This is a genomic window from Peribacillus muralis, from assembly GCF_001439925.1.
GTDB lineage: Bacteria > Bacillota > Bacilli > Bacillales > DSM-1321 > Peribacillus > Peribacillus muralis.
Window position 1 is genome coordinate 28,155 of the sequence record NZ_LMBV01000026.1, and the last position, 15,620, is coordinate 43,774.

Annotated in this window: 18 protein-coding genes; all 18 read right to left on the reverse strand. The window is 42.7% G+C overall.

The features are described from left to right. Nucleotides 1-39: 39 nt before the first annotated feature. Nucleotides 40-270: an anti-sigma-F factor Fin family protein gene (locus ASU00_RS20750; protein ID WP_057915364.1), complete on the reverse strand. Its 231-nt coding sequence runs from the start codon at nt 268-270 to the stop codon at nt 40-42. 104 nt (nt 271-374) lie between these two features. Beyond that, the gene (gene pth, locus ASU00_RS20755; protein WP_057915365.1) at nt 375-935 is read right to left on the reverse strand and encodes an aminoacyl-tRNA hydrolase; all 561 of its coding nucleotides are present in this window, start codon (nt 933-935) and stop codon (nt 375-377) included. A gap of 252 nt (nt 936-1,187) precedes the next feature. Continuing rightward, nucleotides 1,188-1,826 carry a 50S ribosomal protein L25/general stress protein Ctc gene (locus ASU00_RS20760; RefSeq protein ID WP_057915366.1) on the reverse strand — a complete coding sequence of 213 codons (639 nt, stop codon included), beginning with the start codon at nt 1,824-1,826 and terminating at the stop codon, nt 1,188-1,190. Nucleotides 1,827-2,000: 174 nt separating this feature from the next. After that, the gene (locus ASU00_RS20765; protein ID WP_057915367.1) at nt 2,001-2,753 is read right to left on the reverse strand and encodes an ATP-binding cassette domain-containing protein; all 753 of its coding nucleotides are present in this window, start codon (nt 2,751-2,753) and stop codon (nt 2,001-2,003) included. A 13-nt stretch (nt 2,754-2,766) separates the two neighbouring features. Beyond that, nucleotides 2,767-3,546, reverse strand: coding sequence for an aliphatic sulfonate ABC transporter permease SsuC (gene ssuC / locus ASU00_RS20770; protein ID WP_201786320.1), 780 nt, complete (start codon nt 3,544-3,546; stop codon nt 2,767-2,769). Continuing rightward, a complete protein-coding gene (gene ssuD / locus ASU00_RS20775) occupies nt 3,515-4,687 on the reverse strand; it encodes an FMNH2-dependent alkanesulfonate monooxygenase (protein WP_057915369.1) in 1,173 nt (390 codons plus the stop codon). Before ssuD ends, ssuC begins: the two co-directional genes overlap by 32 nt. Then, nucleotides 4,684-5,673 (reverse strand): sulfonate ABC transporter substrate-binding protein, encoded by a 990-nt coding sequence (locus ASU00_RS20780; protein ID WP_057915370.1) that lies wholly within the window; start codon nt 5,671-5,673, stop codon nt 4,684-4,686. The genes ssuD and ASU00_RS20780 overlap by 4 nt, the downstream gene beginning before the upstream one ends. Before the next feature lie 296 nt (nt 5,674-5,969). After that, entirely contained in the window at nt 5,970-6,923 is a 954-nt protein-coding gene (locus ASU00_RS20785) for a ribose-phosphate diphosphokinase (protein ID WP_057915371.1), read from the reverse strand. A gap of 15 nt (nt 6,924-6,938) precedes the next feature. After that, nucleotides 6,939-8,312: a bifunctional UDP-N-acetylglucosamine diphosphorylase/glucosamine-1-phosphate N-acetyltransferase GlmU gene (gene glmU, locus ASU00_RS20790; RefSeq protein ID WP_057915372.1), complete on the reverse strand. Its 1,374-nt coding sequence runs from the start codon at nt 8,310-8,312 to the stop codon at nt 6,939-6,941. Nucleotides 8,313-8,943: 631 nt separating this feature from the next. Further along, nucleotides 8,944-9,240, reverse strand: coding sequence for a septation regulator SpoVG (gene spoVG / locus ASU00_RS20795; protein ID WP_034316332.1), 297 nt, complete (start codon nt 9,238-9,240; stop codon nt 8,944-8,946). A 190-nt stretch (nt 9,241-9,430) separates the two neighbouring features. After that, the gene (locus tag ASU00_RS20800; protein WP_057915373.1) at nt 9,431-9,805 is read right to left on the reverse strand and encodes a RidA family protein; all 375 of its coding nucleotides are present in this window, start codon (nt 9,803-9,805) and stop codon (nt 9,431-9,433) included. Between the two features lie 13 nt (nt 9,806-9,818). Further along, nucleotides 9,819-10,643, reverse strand: coding sequence for a pur operon repressor (gene purR / locus ASU00_RS20805; protein WP_057915374.1), 825 nt, complete (start codon nt 10,641-10,643; stop codon nt 9,819-9,821). A 61-nt stretch (nt 10,644-10,704) separates the two neighbouring features. Continuing rightward, nucleotides 10,705-11,574, reverse strand: a complete 870-nt coding sequence (gene ispE, locus ASU00_RS20810; protein ID WP_057915375.1) for a 4-(cytidine 5'-diphospho)-2-C-methyl-D-erythritol kinase — start codon at nt 11,572-11,574, stop codon at nt 10,705-10,707. 323 nt (nt 11,575-11,897) lie between these two features. Then, nucleotides 11,898-12,074: a protein sspF gene (locus tag ASU00_RS20815; RefSeq protein WP_082630538.1), complete on the reverse strand. Its 177-nt coding sequence runs from the start codon at nt 12,072-12,074 to the stop codon at nt 11,898-11,900. A gap of 139 nt (nt 12,075-12,213) precedes the next feature. Next, a complete protein-coding gene (gene veg / locus ASU00_RS20820; protein WP_034316343.1) occupies nt 12,214-12,465 on the reverse strand; it encodes a biofilm formation stimulator Veg in 252 nt (83 codons plus the stop codon). 314 nt (nt 12,466-12,779) lie between these two features. After that, on the reverse strand, nt 12,780-13,658 hold the full coding sequence (gene yabG / locus ASU00_RS20825; protein WP_057915377.1) for a sporulation peptidase YabG: 879 nt from the start codon (nt 13,656-13,658) through the stop codon (nt 12,780-12,782). Nucleotides 13,659-13,848: 190 nt separating this feature from the next. Next, complete coding sequence (rsmA, locus tag ASU00_RS20830) at nt 13,849-14,727, reverse strand: 16S rRNA (adenine(1518)-N(6)/adenine(1519)-N(6))-dimethyltransferase RsmA (protein WP_057915378.1); 879 nt, start codon at nt 14,725-14,727, stop codon at nt 13,849-13,851. Beyond that, entirely contained in the window at nt 14,720-15,283 is a 564-nt protein-coding gene (gene rnmV, locus ASU00_RS20835) for a ribonuclease M5 (protein ID WP_057915379.1), read from the reverse strand. The genes rsmA and rnmV overlap by 8 nt, the downstream gene beginning before the upstream one ends. Nucleotides 15,284-15,620 lie beyond the last annotated feature (337 nt).

Here is a 15,620-nt window from a genome sequence, read left to right on the forward strand (position 1 = left end):
CGGAAAAATGCTTTGGATTTTGTCCAAAGCCCTCTCCCGCTAATGAATAATATAATCGTTTTCATATAATTCAGGGTATCTTTGCAGCGATTCATGGCAGTCTTCACATATTGCCTTTACGTGCATATCTCCCTCGGAATCATAAACGATCATCTCTTGTCGCTCTTCATCAGTAAGTTGATTAAAACCTAACTGCTCCGTACTCAATGAGTGTGCCTCGATTGAGCCCAGCTTCGTTCCGCAATGTCGGCATCGATAATGGAGAGCCATTTCGTTACCCCCTATTTTGTAATAGTGTTAGTATGTACAAAAATAGCGGGAGTTTATTCAGCGAAACAGGAAGATCTTATTCTTTATTTATATCTACTCTTAGCTTATTGATTATATTCGTTCATGACCTGTATAAATGGTTTTTCCAACCACGCTGCACAGGAAGATGCACTTTTTTCGATGGTCGCCCCTACATGGTCCCATTCTTCAGGCGTAAACCGCCCTAAAACGTAATCGGATACCGGAATGCGGCCAATTGGACGGCCAATCCCTATTCTGATCCGATTGAATTCCTGCGTACCCAAATGAGCAATAGAGGATTTTATTCCATTATGGCCGCCTGCGCTTCCCTTTTGACGAAGACGAAGTTTCCCCGGAGGCAAATCGAGATCATCATAGATAATGACAACATCCTCGACCTCCACCTTAAAGAAATGCATGACTGCCGAAATGGATTCTCCTGATAAATTCATGTACGTCAAGGGCTTAAGCAACAACACTTTTTCTCCCTTTACCATACCTACACCATAGATTCCTTTATGCTTTGCTTGATCAAGTCGTATCGACCATTTACTGGATAACTCATCTATTACTTCAAAACCGACGTTATGCCGGGTTTTTTCATATTGTTTACCTGGGTTTCCTAACCCTACAATAATTTTCATGATTCACACTCCGTCATTACGGTTATTTAGGGAGTTACGTTGGGACGAAGTTTTTCGAAGATCATTGACCTTAGAAAAATAGTACCTTAATTTCAAGCTGGGTTGCAAGCGACCGGAGAACTAATTAGAAAAAAATTGTAATTAAAGAAATTAATACCCGAATGCTTAAACGAATGTATCCAGAGGTTGAAAAGACGTAACTCATGAAGAGCTACGCCTATTATATCATGATTCAATTGTTTAATCTCGGCATCATGACTCTGAAGATGGCTTCGTTTCCCTGCCTTCTTCATTTTCAGGAATCCCGCCATCCTGCTGTTCCCCTGTACTTATCTCCTCTTCCTGACGAGGTGCCAAAACAGATGCAACCACTTCCTCGTCATTGTTGTCGATCGTCACTTGCTGCTTCGATTGGATATCGGATATGTAGATTGTATCTCCCACCTGAAGTTCTGTAACGTCAACATCGATGGCATCAGGAATGTCATTCGGCTTAGCCGTAACCGTCACTTCATGAAGCGATTGCTGAAGGACCCCGCCGTCTTTCACGCCTTTAGAAGTACCTACAAGGTTAATGCGGACTTGCGCCTGTAATTGGGCGGACATATCGACGATTAAAAAGTCCGCATGAAAAATGAAATTCTTTATCGGGTCTTTTTGATAGTCAGAGAGCATGACCTTATAACTCTTTCCATCCAAATCCAAGGAAATGATACCATTACGGCCGATTTCTTTAATGGTCTTTTGAAGTTCAATATTATTGACCGATATGGCTGTACTGCCGTTTTGATTGCCGTAAACGACGGCTGGAATTTCTCCGCTTTCGCGCAAATTCCTTAAGTTGGAATGTTTTAAATCCGTACGTTCTTTTGCAGCTAACAAGTTACTCATACATCCTCCGCCTTCCTATATTTTAATTGCAAATTCTCTTTATATTTAACGTTTCCCTAAATTAACAGGCATTAAACATGAAAGGAAAATTTCTGGAAGGCCTTGATGTCCGCTTGAACCTACAGGTAACAAAGGATTCACCCAATAAATTCCCGATTAATTTTTTCTCGTTTTCTATCCATTTATGGCCATGTTCTCCATTACTACGTCAACTTGCATGACTCTGTTAAGGATTTGGGAAGTTATCGACACAAACTGAAGATGATCCTTTTGCCGCGGTCTCGGCAGATTGATTTCCTTATTCATGACGACTTTGCCTTCCTCAATCAAAAGGACCCGATCTGCCAGAGTAACGGCTTCTTCAACATCATGTGTAACGAGTAAGGCAGTAAAGTCCCTTTTCCGCCATAGTTCTTCAATCAAACGTTGCATCTCGACCCTTGTCAAGGCATCCAATGCCCCTAATGGCTCATCAAGGAGCAAAATGTCAGGTTGATTCACCAATGCCCTCGCTAAAGCTACCCTTTGTTTTTGTCCTCCTGATAAAACGGAAGGCCATTCATGCGCACGGTCGGCAAGCCCCACCTGCTCCAGTAATTCCATAGCTTCATGCTTCCAATTTCCGTTCAGCCCTACACCAACGTTTTGAAGGATCTTTTTCCAAGGGAAAAGCCGCCCATCCTGAAACATCATGCGTGACGATTTATTCAAGCCGTTCAGAGGCTTTCCATTCACAAAAACCTTACCCCCAGTCGGTTTATCAAGACCTGCGACAAGACGCAGCAAAGTACTCTTGCCACATCCGCTCTTGCCGACGACAGCTACGAACTCCCCTTTTTTAAAAGAAAGGTCCACCCCCTTTAACACATCATGTTCACCGAAGCTCTTTGCTACTTCCTGCAACTCAAACGAATTTCCATCTTTCATCATAAAGGCCTCCTCACTGGTATGATGGATGCCACTTCAAGCATCTTTTTTCGACTATTTTGGCAAACACATCCGATATCTTCCCCAGTAAAGCATATAAGAGAATGCTTAGCACAACGACGTCCATCCTCATGAATTCCCGTGCATTCATCGCCATATAGCCAATCCCCGAATTGGCGGATATCGTTTCTGCGACAATCAATGTCACCCACATGATTCCAAGCGAGAAGCGGATACCGACCAATATGGAGGGAAGGGCTGCCGGAAGGATCACATTCCAGAATAGAGAAAATCCATGAAGCCCATAAACCCTCGCTGCTTCAATTAAATCTTTATCCACTGACTTCACGCCATGAAAGGTATTTAAATAGATAGGGAAAAGGACCCCCAAGGCTACAAGAAAGATTTTGGCCTCTTCCTCTATCCCAAACCAAAGAATCACAAGCGGTATTAACGCTAAATGCGGTATGTTACGCAACATCTGCAAGGAGGTGTCAAATAATGTTTCCGCGATATTGGATATCCCATTTAAAAGTCCTAGGACAAAACCAATGATTCCGCCTATTAAAAAGCCAATGAAAGCCCGCTTTGCACTGATGCCGATATATTCGGCAAGATCTCCCGTTTCCAATAAGGCGGCGCCTGCTTGAAGCACCTCGGTCGGGGCAGGCAATATTCTCTCCGATAAAACACCCCATAAAGACAGCATCTGCCAGGTCACCAACAGTATAAGGGGGACGAGCCATGAGATGAAATATGAGTTATTGAGCTTTTTGTTTAACTTTTCCTGCATCTTCACTTTCACTTCCTTTTGTAGGGTAGTGGTCATTTGCCAGTATTTCCCCGAAAGGGCTCGTCGCCTTTGAAACGGATGCTTGCTGCTGTTCAATCGGAAGCAAGGGAAATAATAATTCCGCCACACGGTACGCTTCTTCCAGGTGAGGGTAACCGGATAAAACAAACGATTCTATCCCGATGTCTTCATATTCCTTCATTTTCGCGGCAACATTCGCTGCGCTTCCGACTAGTGCCGTACCAGCCCCGCCGCGCACAAGGCCGACACCTGCCCATAAGTTAGGGCTGATTTCCAGCGAATCCCTGCTACCATTATGAAGTTGTGACATCCTTTTCTGGCCAACTGAATCGAAACGCCCGAATATTTTTTGTGAATTTTCAATCATTTCATCATCCACATACTTAATCAGTTCCTCAGCCGCCTGCCAAGCTTCCGCTTCCGTTTCTCGTACTATGACATGCATTCTTATGCCAAACTTGACCTCACGTCCATATTCCGCTGCCTTCTTACGAACCTTCTCGATTTTTTCAGCGACTTGCACTGGTGGCTCACCCCAAGTCAAGTACACGTCAATATGCTTTCCAGCTATATCAATGGCTGGTTCTGATGAACCGCCGAAATAAAGCGGAGGATACGGCTTTTGTACCGGCGGCAACAAGATATTTCCCCCTTTAACCTTCAAATGTTCCCCTTCAAAATCCACTTTTTCACCTGCCAATGCCTTTCTCCAAATATCGAGGAATTCATCCGTTTGCCCATAACGTTCCTCATGATCAAGAAATACGCCATCGCCTGCCAATTCGACAGGGTCGCCGCCAGTAACTACATTGATCAAGAGACGGCCGTCAGACAGCCTATCGAAGCTTGAAGCCATCCGGGCAGCCAAGGTTGGCGACATTAATCCCGGACGTACCGCCACTAAAAATTTCATTCTTACGGTTGCGGTAATCAAAGAAGAACCTACTACCCAAGCATCCTCACAAGACCGGCCCGTCGGCAGCAAAGCCCCTTCAAAACCTAATTGATCGACCGCCTGTGCGATTTGTTTTAAATACGGCAGTGTAATCGCTCTTCCGCCCTTTGTCGTTCCTAAATAGCGACTTTCCCCATGTGATGGCAAAAACCAAAAAATTTTCATTTTCCATTTCCCCCTTCATTACTTTTAATGGATGCATCTAACACGTTTATTTTGCTTGGGATTAATTTAAGATTGTAAAATGTATCGGCGATTTTTTGTTGATCATCCAAAACGGAATCGGAAATCTCCTCGAGACCGTATTTCTTTCTTTTTAATGTTTTTTCCAATGCTTCAACACTCATTCCTATTTCTGGTGATAAAAACTCAGCGACGTCGCTTGGATTTTCTTCGATCCATTTATCTATTTTTATCACTTCCTCTTTTATGATGTTCAAAGCTTCCTCATTCTCGGCAAAGGTAGCGGTAGCCAAAAAGAATTCACGATTCGCGACAAGTCCTTTTCCATCCTGGATCGTTTTCGTTTTCAGTTCCAGTTCTGCTGCCGATAAGAAAGGGTCCCATATGACCCATGCATCAATTTGATTGCCTTCAAAGGCAGCCCTGGCATCAGCCGGTGGTAAGTAGACAGGTTTAATATCATTCAGTGTAAGGCCCGCCTCCTCCAAAGCCTTGACCAATAGGTAGTGAACATTCGAGCCTTTGTTCAATCCTACCTTCTTGCCTTTTAATCCCTTCACACTTTTAATGGGGGAATCCTTTCGTACGACTATGGCCTCTCCCGCAGGACTTGCCGGCTGATTGGCAACATAGACAAGGGGAGCGTCGGCTGCCTGGGCAAAAATCGGCGGCGCTTCCCCGGTGTGCCCAATATCAATGCTGCCGACATTCAAGGCTTCAAGCAGCTGAGGTCCTGCGGGGAATTCTGTCCAATCGGCGGTATAACCGGCGTCTTTTAGACGTGTCTCCAGCTCTCCCTTCGACTTTAAAATATTTAATGTCCCGAATTTTTGATAACCGATCCGAATGGTTTTAGCCGAATCTTTTGCATCGTTACTTTTTGAGCTGGTTTTCTCCTGTCCGCATCCCCCAATTATCAGCAAGAAGACGCTCAGAATGGCCATCAGCCATATTCGCTTTTTTTTCATACTCTGCACACCCTTCCCCACTATTTATATATAATAAAAAGCTCCTTTTCTTCACCAAGGATAAAAGGCACAGTAAAATGCCTCATATTCAATGGTAAGTAAAAAGGAGCCTTCGGTAGCCCGATCAGCGTATTTTCCATTTCAAAAAAATGGATGGAAATTGTATTATCATTCTATTACTAGTATTCTTACCTGTCAACTAAGAATTAAACAATTCCTCATGTTGGTTCCTTTAACCTAAAAACATGGTGAGCCTGAGGGCCCACCATGCTTTTACGAATGCATATACATTTTTATCAATCGAACAATGTGCTGACCGATTGTTCCTCATGGACACGAATAATTGCCTCTGCAATTAAAGGTGCTACGGAAAGACCGACGATTTTATCGATTTTCTTGTCTTCGGAAAGGGAGATCGAGTTCGTCACGACCAATTCCTTGATCGTTGAGTTTTGAATCCTTTCGATCGCAGGACCTGAAAGGACTGGGTGGGTACAACAAGCATACACAGCTTTAGCACCGTTTTCTACAAGTGCATTTGCAGCAAGTGTAATAGTTCCGGCAGTATCGATGATGTCATCAATCAGGATAGCTGTCTTTCCTTCAATATTACCGACGATGTTCATGACTTCTGCCACGTTCGGTCTTGGACGGCGCTTATCAATAATGGCAATAGGCGCTTTTAGGCGATCTGCCATTTTACGCGCGCGCGTAACACCGCCGTGATCTGGAGAAACGATGACAATATCACTTAGATCTTTTTCTTTGAAGTGATCCGCTAAAATCGGAACGGCAACAAGGTGATCGATTAGAATATCGAAGAAACCTTGGATTTGTGGCGCGTGAAGATCCAATGTGATGACACGATGGGCACCAGCCGTTTCCAGAAGGTTTGCAACCAGTTTAGCTGTAATCGGTTCACGTGCGCGTGCTTTACGGTCTTGTCGTGCATAACCGTAGTATGGCATAACAATGTTGATCGTCTTGGCTGAAGCACGTTTAAGAGCATCGATCATAATTAAAAGTTCCATTAAATTTTCATTGACTGGTTGACTTGTTGATTGGATTACATATACGTCACAGCCACGAATGCTTTCTTCAATATTAATTTGGACTTCACCGTCACTGAAACTTGTTACGCTACATTTTCCAAGTTCAACACCGATTGCAGCTGCAATTTCTTGAGCTAAATCAAAGTTTGAATTCAACGAGAATACTTTTAAATTAGGATCTAAATACTGATTTGACATGATGACCTCCGTCGGTTATTTATTGAATTTTAAATTCTTCACATAATCTTCTTTGTTCACTTGACGAGCCCGGGCAACGGATAAGGCTTCCTGCGGTACATCTTGCGTAATGGTTGACCCTGCAGCTACATATGCCCCTTCTCCTATTGTCACAGGTGCAACGAGATTAGAGTTACAGCCTATGAAGACATTGTCCTCAATCTTCGTCAAATGTTTATTTTTACCGTCGTAGTTCACGGTAATAGATCCACAGCCAATATTTACATTCTCTCCAACCTCTGCATCACCAATATAACTCAAATGCGAGGCTTTGCTTCCATTGCCAAAAACGGCCTTTTTGATTTCGACAAAATTACCGATTTTAACGGAATCGTGAATATCCGAATCAGGTCTAACATGAGCGAAGGGCCCGATTTTGACGGCACTTCCAATCTTGCTTTCATGCACGACCGATTGAAAAATTTCCGAACCATCACCAATTTCACAATTGTTGATTTCCGTATTCGGACCAATCATGCAATCTTGCCCGATCACACTGTTCCCCTTGATGCTTGATCCAGGGTTAATGACCGTATCCTGTCCGATTTGCACATCAGCTTCAATGAAAGTCGTCAGTGGATCGATGATCGTTACACCATTCCTCATATGCGATTCATTGATGCGTTTCCGTAAAATTTGCTCGGCCTGCGATAAAGCGACACGATCATTTACGCCTAAAGTCTCTTCGAAGTCACTGCATTGGAATGCTGTCACTGTTTCGCCTTCTTGTTTTAAGATTTCAATAACATCCGGCAGGTAAAATTCGCCCTGGACATTGTCATTTGAAACCTTTTTCAAGGCGCTGAACAATGCTTGGTTATCGAAGCAATATGTACCGGTATTTATTTCCTTAACATATCTTTCTTCATCAGAGGCATCCTTATGCTCGACGATTTTTTCTACAAGCCCGCCTTCACTGCGGATAACCCTTCCGTATCCAGTTGGGTTATCTGCATTTGCCGTCAAGATTGTTGCTTTCGCCTGACTCCGCTCATGCAATGCTATGAGCTCTTCCATCGTTTCCGCTTTGATCAAGGGCGTATCACCGCAAATTACAAGGGTCGTTCCGCTTTTACCGGATAAAACGCTCTCCGCTTGCATGACGGCATGCGCCGTACCTAATTGCTGATCCTGAAGCGCATACTTGCATGAATCACCAAGCTGCTCTTGAACTTTTTCAGCTCCATGGCCGATGACTGTTACAATATCCTCTATTTGAAGTTGATTGACATGATTGATAACATGTTGTACCATTGGTTTCCCGCAAACAGGGTGCAAAACCTTATAAAGCTTAGATTTCATCCTAGTACCTTGCCCAGCGGCCAATATTATTGCATAGCGATTACTCATAACAGGCCTCCATTTTCACCTTTTTATCCACTGAAAATATTATCTCAAATAGCGATTCTTTTCAAGGTAACAATTAAAAGTACATATTATTGTCAACGGTTTAAATCAGAAAACATCGGATTTCCGAGAGTCTTGCAGCATTGCGACTGGGCCTTTTTAGTATCCTTGAAACTTTTAAAAAAGAGTTATGTTTCGTTGAACGCTCCTAGGCATGATCGTAAATCACGGAGCAGTCCAGCTCCCCTCCCGGAAAGCCCCATCATTCCTAAGAACGACTCCAACCCCGTCACGACCCACGTAGACACCTTTAAGCAGCGCAGTGTCGACTGCAATCCATCATTCCGAAATCAACATGATCCACTTTTTTTTAAAAAAGAAATGGTTCATGACTTTCCCAAAATCTCAATTTCATATCATGATAAAAAGGTTTAAAAAATAAAAAGGGCGGGTATTTGAGTTTTGAAGAACGACTGCAGATATTTTTCATTAATTCCCGATCACGCGAAACATTTTGGGTAAAAAGGGTAGGTTCTATACTTGCCGCCTTTCGAATAAACTAAAAAAGAGCACTACTTATGAAGTAGGCTCTAGATGCACGTGTTTAATTTTTAACGTTTAAAAGTAAGGTTAATTAAGAAGCCCCAGCTCCAGCTTCCTCTAATTCAGTTTCAAGTTCTCCCAATCGATGATATTCTGTCAAGACAGCTTCTTGAATTTTTCCGCGTGTCGAGGAATTGATTGGATGAGCGATATCCCGGAATTCTCCATCTGGAGTTCGTTTACTTGGCATTGCTACAAATAAACCATTGTTTCCGTCGATTACACGAATATCATGAACCACAAATTCATTATCCAATGTAATTGATGCGATAGCTCTCATACGACCATCCGTATTGACACGGCGTAATCTTACGTCAGTTACTTCCATTTAAGCTCACCATCCCTTTTTGTTGTTGTTAAAACTTAAAGTACATATTCAACAAAAAAACGTGAACTCCTTCTATTATCTGTAAGTTTTTTAGAAAATTCAGCCTAGTTTTCAAATTTAAAAGAAATCCCCCTGTTATTCCAGGAAAAATACCCATTACATATGCCCTTAAAATGAAAAAAACGCCCGTTTATTTAACGAGCGCAACCACTTCTATTTCCACCAGTGCATCTTTAGGAAGGCGGGCAACCTCGACACATGAACGGGCAGGTTTGTGACTTGAAAAATATTCTCCGTATACTTCATTAATCGAACCGAAATCATCCATGCTTTTAATGAATACAGTAGCTTTAATAACGGTTTCCAGGGAGGCCCCTGCTTCTTTCAAAACGGCTTGAAGATTCTTAAACACCTGGTATGTTTGTTCCTTGACATCACCCGTTACCATTTCGCCAGAAGCGGTTAGTGGTATTTGTCCTGAGCTGAAAAATAACTTATCGACAATAACGCCTTGTGAATATGGGCCGATCGCTGCCGGTGCTTCATTCGTATGAATCGTTTTCATGAACGTATTCCCCCTATCCTTTTTTCGAAAAATAATTTCCACGGCTAACATTGATTTTTTTGTCTCTTTCGACTACCTGTGTCAACTTGATTAAGGATACATAATCCTCGACTAGGCATTCCTCAGTATGCTCAGATTCAACCAGCACGGCAATTCCGGCAACCGTTGCCTTGAATTCATCAAGTAAACTGACCATACCATTTATGGTGCCCCCGGCTTTCATGAAGTCATCCACAATCAATACATTCGAACCTTCAACCAAACTTCTTTTCGAAAGTACCATCGTCTGAATTCTCTTCGAAGATCCTGAAACATAATTGATGCTCACTGTCGAACCTTCCGTCACTTTATTATTCCTTCTCACGATGACGACCGGAACATTCAGGTAGTTTGCCACGGCATATGCCAATGAGATCCCTTTAGTTGCCATCGTCATGATGACCGATACATTTTTCCTGGCATACATGGAAGCAATGATCCTTCCAACCTTATTCACGGTTTGCGGATGTCCTAATATGTCTGTCATATAGAGATAGCCACCAGGAAGAAGCCTTTCAGGACTGGCGATCGTTTCGCATAATTGATCGATGAAGGCATTGGCTTCAGCTTCCTTGATGGAAACGATATATTTCACGCCGCCTGCCGCACCTGGAACGGTCGTTAAAGATCCGATCCCGCGTTGTTCAAAGGTTTCCTTAATAATGGTCAAATCTTCACTTATCGAGGATTTTGCCGAACTATACCTTTCAGCAAAATAGGTCAGCGAGACAAGTTCCCCCGGATGTTCTAATAAATAATTGGTCATATCGACAAGCCTCTCGCTGCGACGAAATTTCATCGAGACACCCCCTTTGCGAATTCCGAATATTATATAGCAACTATACCACTAATGTACGTTTCTATTCAAGATTGTTTCTATCACCCAACAAACGAACCGCATAGACTTGATCACAAAATCCCCGCAGTCCATTATATATTCTTTGCATCCGCGAGTCATGTTCGACCAAACCAAAAACAGTCGGACCACTGCCGCTCATCAAGACCGAATCTGCGCCAAATGTCTTCATTTGATCTTTAATATTGGCAACCTCTGGGTACAGCTGCAATGTCACTTGCTCCAGAACATTACCCAATCCAGCGCATACATCCTGATAACTGTTTTCCTTGATGGCCGTAATCATGGCAGGTACATCCGGATGATCCATTTTTGAAACCTGGAGCCTTTTGTATATATCAGCCGTAGAAACACCGATTGTCGGCTTGGCCAAAATGACCCAGCATTTAGGCGGTGCAGGCAGATGCGTGATTTTTTCGCCGCGCCCTCTGGCCAATGCCGTTCCCCCATATACACAAAATGACACATCAGAGCCTATTTCAGCTCCTATTTCCGCAAGCTCATCCATGGAAAGCCCAAGCTTCCACAGTCTGTTCAAGCCTCTCAACGTAGCTGCGGCATCACTACTTCCACCAGCAAGCCCAGCTGCTACAGGTATATTTTTCTCTATAGTTATAGAAACACCTTTATTAATCCCAAAACGTTCCTTTAGAATAAATGCGGCTTGATATGCTAAATTCCGATGATCGTCCGGAACGAATCGATTATGGGATAGAATTTGTATTTGGTTTCCCATTATTTCCTTCAGTTCAATTCTATCGGCAAGGTCGACTGTCGTCATGATCATTTCCACCTCATGATACCCGTCAGGCCGTTTGAAAAGCACATCCAAAGCTAAATTAATCTTAGCCGGGGCTTTTTCCATAAGCTTCAATATGTCCACCTACTTTAACGTTCTTAAAAGTTCTTGTCCTATTCTATCATATTTGTTTATATTCTAAAGGTTTTTTCATCGTAATTTCAATGTATTGAAGCTAAGGTTGACCTTCAGAGGAGAATAGGCACATGCAGTAGGCAAATGGAAAAGCAGCTCCTCCCTATTCAAAAAAAGTCTCGCTACATAATCCTATAGCACTTATGCTACATAAAAAAACCAGACTCTTATCTACAATGTAAGCAAAAACGAATCTTGCTATACATCGTATAGGGAGTCTGGCTTCTTTCAAAGTGACAGCATGCTACAATTAAGTGTTCATCTTACTCCTTGTTCACCAATTGATGTTGTGCTTTTTCGATAGCAAGCTTCACCATGTTTCCTGCGTCCTTGGCCCGGATTCCTCCCCAGCCTTCTTTCTGGACCACATCGTAAAATCCAAGTTCTTTTGCCAATTCTTCTTTAAGGCCATCTGACATAATCCCTTTTCTCCTGCTCAAGCGAAATGCCCCCTTTCACATGCTGTCACATGCCTAGTGTTTGCAACATACGCTATTTCATTACACCTTTTAAAAAAACCCTCTTGATCATCAACGCAAAACAAAAAGCAGCAAACTAATGTTCGCTGCCTCCTCTAAGTTACATCTCTTGTTGTTTGTTTAAAAATGTTAGTTCTACGGTTTCCGTTAAAACATCCGCATAGCTGTAAGATACTCTTTCAAACGCATTTTCATCTTGGTCGAGCTCAATTACAAAAACAGCCGGATAAGTTTCCGCCAAAGTTCCAAAACGTTCTACAGTCTTTCTTCTTCCACCATTTGCTTTTAAGAGCAATCGTTTACCTAGGTTTGAATCAAGTGCAGTTTTAATATCAGCTAGAGTTTTTGGCATTTTCGGTCCACCTCACTAAGTTAAGTATATCACAATTTACAAATATACGCAAACAAAATAATAAATTATATCAGCACTTAAAAATGTAGTCAATATATTTTTATCTCGAATTCGGCAAAATCGCGAACAATTTTATTATATCCTGGGAAATGATAAATTATGTAAACGAACTATTTCATTATTCAATCAGCCGAATTTTCGTAATTAAAACGTGATCTCTTGTCGAAATTTCGCTAAATAACAGGTTTTCGAGGAGGATATCCGAATCCTGATACGATGAAAGCAAGCTGCATTCTTTTAAAAATGCAGCACCTTCATTCTTCCTGGAATGGCTTGAAAGGCAGCCCAGTCCGTAATACTCCTCTTGTCTCGACCCCGCCTAACCCCTTCTCTCCCGTCAACGTATTGCGCAGGACATCCCATACATGAATATTATCGGTAAAAGGCGTGAAGCTTACCTTTCCGACAATATACACGGGATCAAGAGCATGAATATTAACACGTGAAGGAGAGCTTGCAAAATTTGCCCCAGCTTGGATAAGTGATTCAAAATGAGATTGACAAGCCCCGGCAAATATAATTAGCTGGTCTAGATGTGAAACCTTTCTTCTTGCCTCCCTAACTGTCTGGACAAAGTCCTTGGAGTGACGGTAAGCATTGATATCGGACATCGGCCCTTTCGATTTTGAATAGGCATCATGACCAGTGACAACAAGAATATCCGGTCTGTAATGGTCCAGCAGCCCCCCGATCCTTTGGGGCATTTCTTTTTCATTGCAATAAACGCCGTTGACGGGGATACCGAATTTTTGATATAAATCAAGGCATTTCCTTAAGTAAGATGCATCCCCATCAACATGGAGGACCCTGCCTGGTATTTGAAAATATTCACCGCTATACCGGTATCCATGACTGGATTGATAGCCGTTTTTTTGTTGTTGCAACTCAAGGTCTTGTGTTAATAAGCGGTAAGATTGTTCTTGAAGTGCCTCATTCGACCTTTGTCGATCATTTCTTTCGTGGTCATTAATGATCATTAAATCTTGAAAAGGTGCATCTGCAATCAATCGGATATCTTCCCCATACAATACTGCTTCACGCCTTCCGCCAATATCACGGATATCGATTACCCGGAACAGCACGTCGCATTTATAGGAAACCCGACCAACAAGATCGTTAATTTGAATATTCATGGCCCCACCCCATGAGAAGACTTATTTTCAGCCCGCCCTAGTTTATTTTCATTCTTAAGTTATGCAAGCCAATCTTGAATGGTGAAAGGAGCGGGGCCATCTTCATCGTTAGTTTACATTGAAGCGCGCCAACGGCCAAAACAAAAAACCGGAAGCTGGGAGTGATCCCGTTCCGGTTTTTTTGTTTTCCTTATTTGAAATTCGGCAAAAGTGCATCACTCAAGCGTCCAAATTCTTCAATGCTCAATGTTTCACCACGTCTGGACGGATCGACTTCCGCTGCATCGAGAGCAGCAAGTATAAGGTCTTTTTTCGTTTTACCATCTTGCAGCTGGCTCGTTAAGTTGTTTAAAATCGTTTTCCGACGCTGCGCGAAACTAGCCCTTGTGACAACGAAGAAGAAATCTTCATCAAGGACCTCAACGATCGGCTTAACCCGCTTAGTAAGACGGATTACTGCTGAATCGACATTAGGCTGAGGCATGAATACCGTTTTGGGAACGATCATCACCGTCTCGGCTTCCGTATAATATTGAATCGCTATCGATAAGGAACCGTATTCCTTTGTCCCAGGTTTAGCGGCAATTCGATCAGCCACTTCCTTTTGCAACATACACACGATGCCCCTGATCGGAAGGTTCTCAGACAACAGCTTTAAAATGATTGGCGTCGTCACATAATATGGCAGATTGGCAACAACCATCAAATCAGGGAAGCCGGCGAATTCTTCCTCAATGACCTTCTTAACGTCCGCCTTTAAAACATCTCCGTGAATGATGTTCACATTGTCATAAGGGGACAGTGTATCCGATAAGATCGGCAGTAAACGCTGATCGATTTCGAACGCCGTAACCTTTTTGCTGCTTTTCGCAAGTTGTTCCGTCAAAGCGCCGATTCCCGGGCCGATTTCGATGGCGCCGCTTTCCTCTGTCAAATTGGCATGTTCGACGATGCGCTTCAATATATTCGTATCGATTAAAAAGTTTTGGCCTAAGCTCTTTTTAAAGGAGAATCCGTACTTTTTCAGTATATCCTTCGTCCTGACGGGAGTTGCAATATCCTTATTCATGGTTTTCCTCCTGATTGATCTGTACCATTGCTTCATAAAAAGCCTCGGTTGATATTTGGAACATTTTTAGTCGCTTATATAACTGCTTTCCATTGGTGAATCCGATTTTCAATATCGTTCCAAGCCTTTCCCTTCGTTCCTTGGCGCCCGGACCTCCTATTAAACCTGCATCTATTAAATCCTGCTGTGATATTTCTTCTGAGGCCTCTTCATCCATTAATTGTGCATCCTTCAATGCATTCCGGATTGCCTCAGGAGAAGCATGCTCGACACCAATCCCCCTGCCTGACTTAGGAAGGGCTTCCTTCTTCGTTAAAAAGGCGTGCTTACAGCCTTTAACCTGTTCTGAAATGATATTCCTGATTTTTTGACCAGGAAAGTCGGGATCTGTGAAAATGATCGCACCTCGCGTCTTTTGTGCAAGCCTAACCTGCTCAATACAAGATTCATCCACAGCTGAACCGTTCGTTTCTATTGTATCGGCATTAACAGCCCTTTTTATCGCTACCGTATCGTCCTTACCTTCTACAACAATGATCTCTTTGATTTTTTTCATCTTATCCTCCATACAGAAAAGCGCAAGCGCTTTGAATCGCTCTTGAAACATGCCCTAGGTTACCGCAAGATGGATACCCATTTGCTGAAGAAAAATTTGTAAACGGGGAAAACGGATCCAGTCAGCAGCGGTTAAAAAAATTAAAATCTCGTTTATTAAGAGGCGGCCCGCCCTCGGGCCGTTCGTTCAAGCCAAGAACTGAAGATGCAAGCAACCACAATTTCATATCAATTTTTCAGATACGTCTTTCTTATTAAAACAGTTTTACGTGATGTTTTTCAACAAATGGAAAATAAAACGTCAAAAAACAGGAGACAAATTCATCTCCTGCGAGAGA

What these genes read in the sequence shown, in the direction of transcription:
- ASU00_RS20750 (WP_057915364.1), bottom strand. Translation starts at nt 270, where the DNA reads ATGGCTCTCCATTATCGATGCCGACATTGCGGAACGAAGCTGGGCTCA.
- pth (WP_057915365.1), bottom strand. Translation starts at nt 935, where the DNA reads ATGAAAATTATTGTAGGGTTAGGAAACCCAGGTAAACAATATGAAAAA.
- ASU00_RS20760 (WP_057915366.1), bottom strand. Translation starts at nt 1,826, where the DNA reads ATGAGTAACTTGTTAGCTGCAAAAGAACGTACGGATTTAAAACATTCC.
- ASU00_RS20765 (WP_057915367.1), bottom strand. Translation starts at nt 2,753, where the DNA reads ATGAAAGATGGAAATTCGTTTGAGTTGCAGGAAGTAGCAAAGAGCTTC.
- ssuC (WP_201786320.1), bottom strand. Translation starts at nt 3,546, where the DNA reads ATGCAGGAAAAGTTAAACAAAAAGCTCAATAACTCATATTTCATCTCA.
- ssuD (WP_057915369.1), bottom strand. Translation starts at nt 4,687, where the DNA reads ATGAAAATTTTTTGGTTTTTGCCATCACATGGGGAAAGTCGCTATTTA.
- ASU00_RS20780 (WP_057915370.1), bottom strand. Translation starts at nt 5,673, where the DNA reads ATGAAAAAAAAGCGAATATGGCTGATGGCCATTCTGAGCGTCTTCTTG.
- ASU00_RS20785 (WP_057915371.1), bottom strand. Translation starts at nt 6,923, where the DNA reads ATGTCAAATCAGTATTTAGATCCTAATTTAAAAGTATTCTCGTTGAAT.
- glmU (WP_057915372.1), bottom strand. Translation starts at nt 8,312, where the DNA reads ATGAGTAATCGCTATGCAATAATATTGGCCGCTGGGCAAGGTACTAGG.
- spoVG (WP_034316332.1), bottom strand. Translation starts at nt 9,240, where the DNA reads ATGGAAGTAACTGACGTAAGATTACGCCGTGTCAATACGGATGGTCGT.
- ASU00_RS20800 (WP_057915373.1), bottom strand. Translation starts at nt 9,805, where the DNA reads ATGAAAACGATTCATACGAATGAAGCACCGGCAGCGATCGGCCCATAT.
- purR (WP_057915374.1), bottom strand. Translation starts at nt 10,643, where the DNA reads ATGAAATTTCGTCGCAGCGAGAGGCTTGTCGATATGACCAATTATTTA.
- veg (WP_034316343.1), bottom strand. Translation starts at nt 12,465, where the DNA reads ATGCCAAAAACTCTAGCTGATATTAAAACTGCACTTGATTCAAACCTA.
- yabG (WP_057915377.1), bottom strand. Translation starts at nt 13,658, where the DNA reads ATGAATATTCAAATTAACGATCTTGTTGGTCGGGTTTCCTATAAATGC.
- rsmA (WP_057915378.1), bottom strand. Translation starts at nt 14,727, where the DNA reads ATGAATAAGGATATTGCAACTCCCGTCAGGACGAAGGATATACTGAAA.
- rnmV (WP_057915379.1), bottom strand. Translation starts at nt 15,283, where the DNA reads ATGAAAAAAATCAAAGAGATCATTGTTGTAGAAGGTAAGGACGATACG.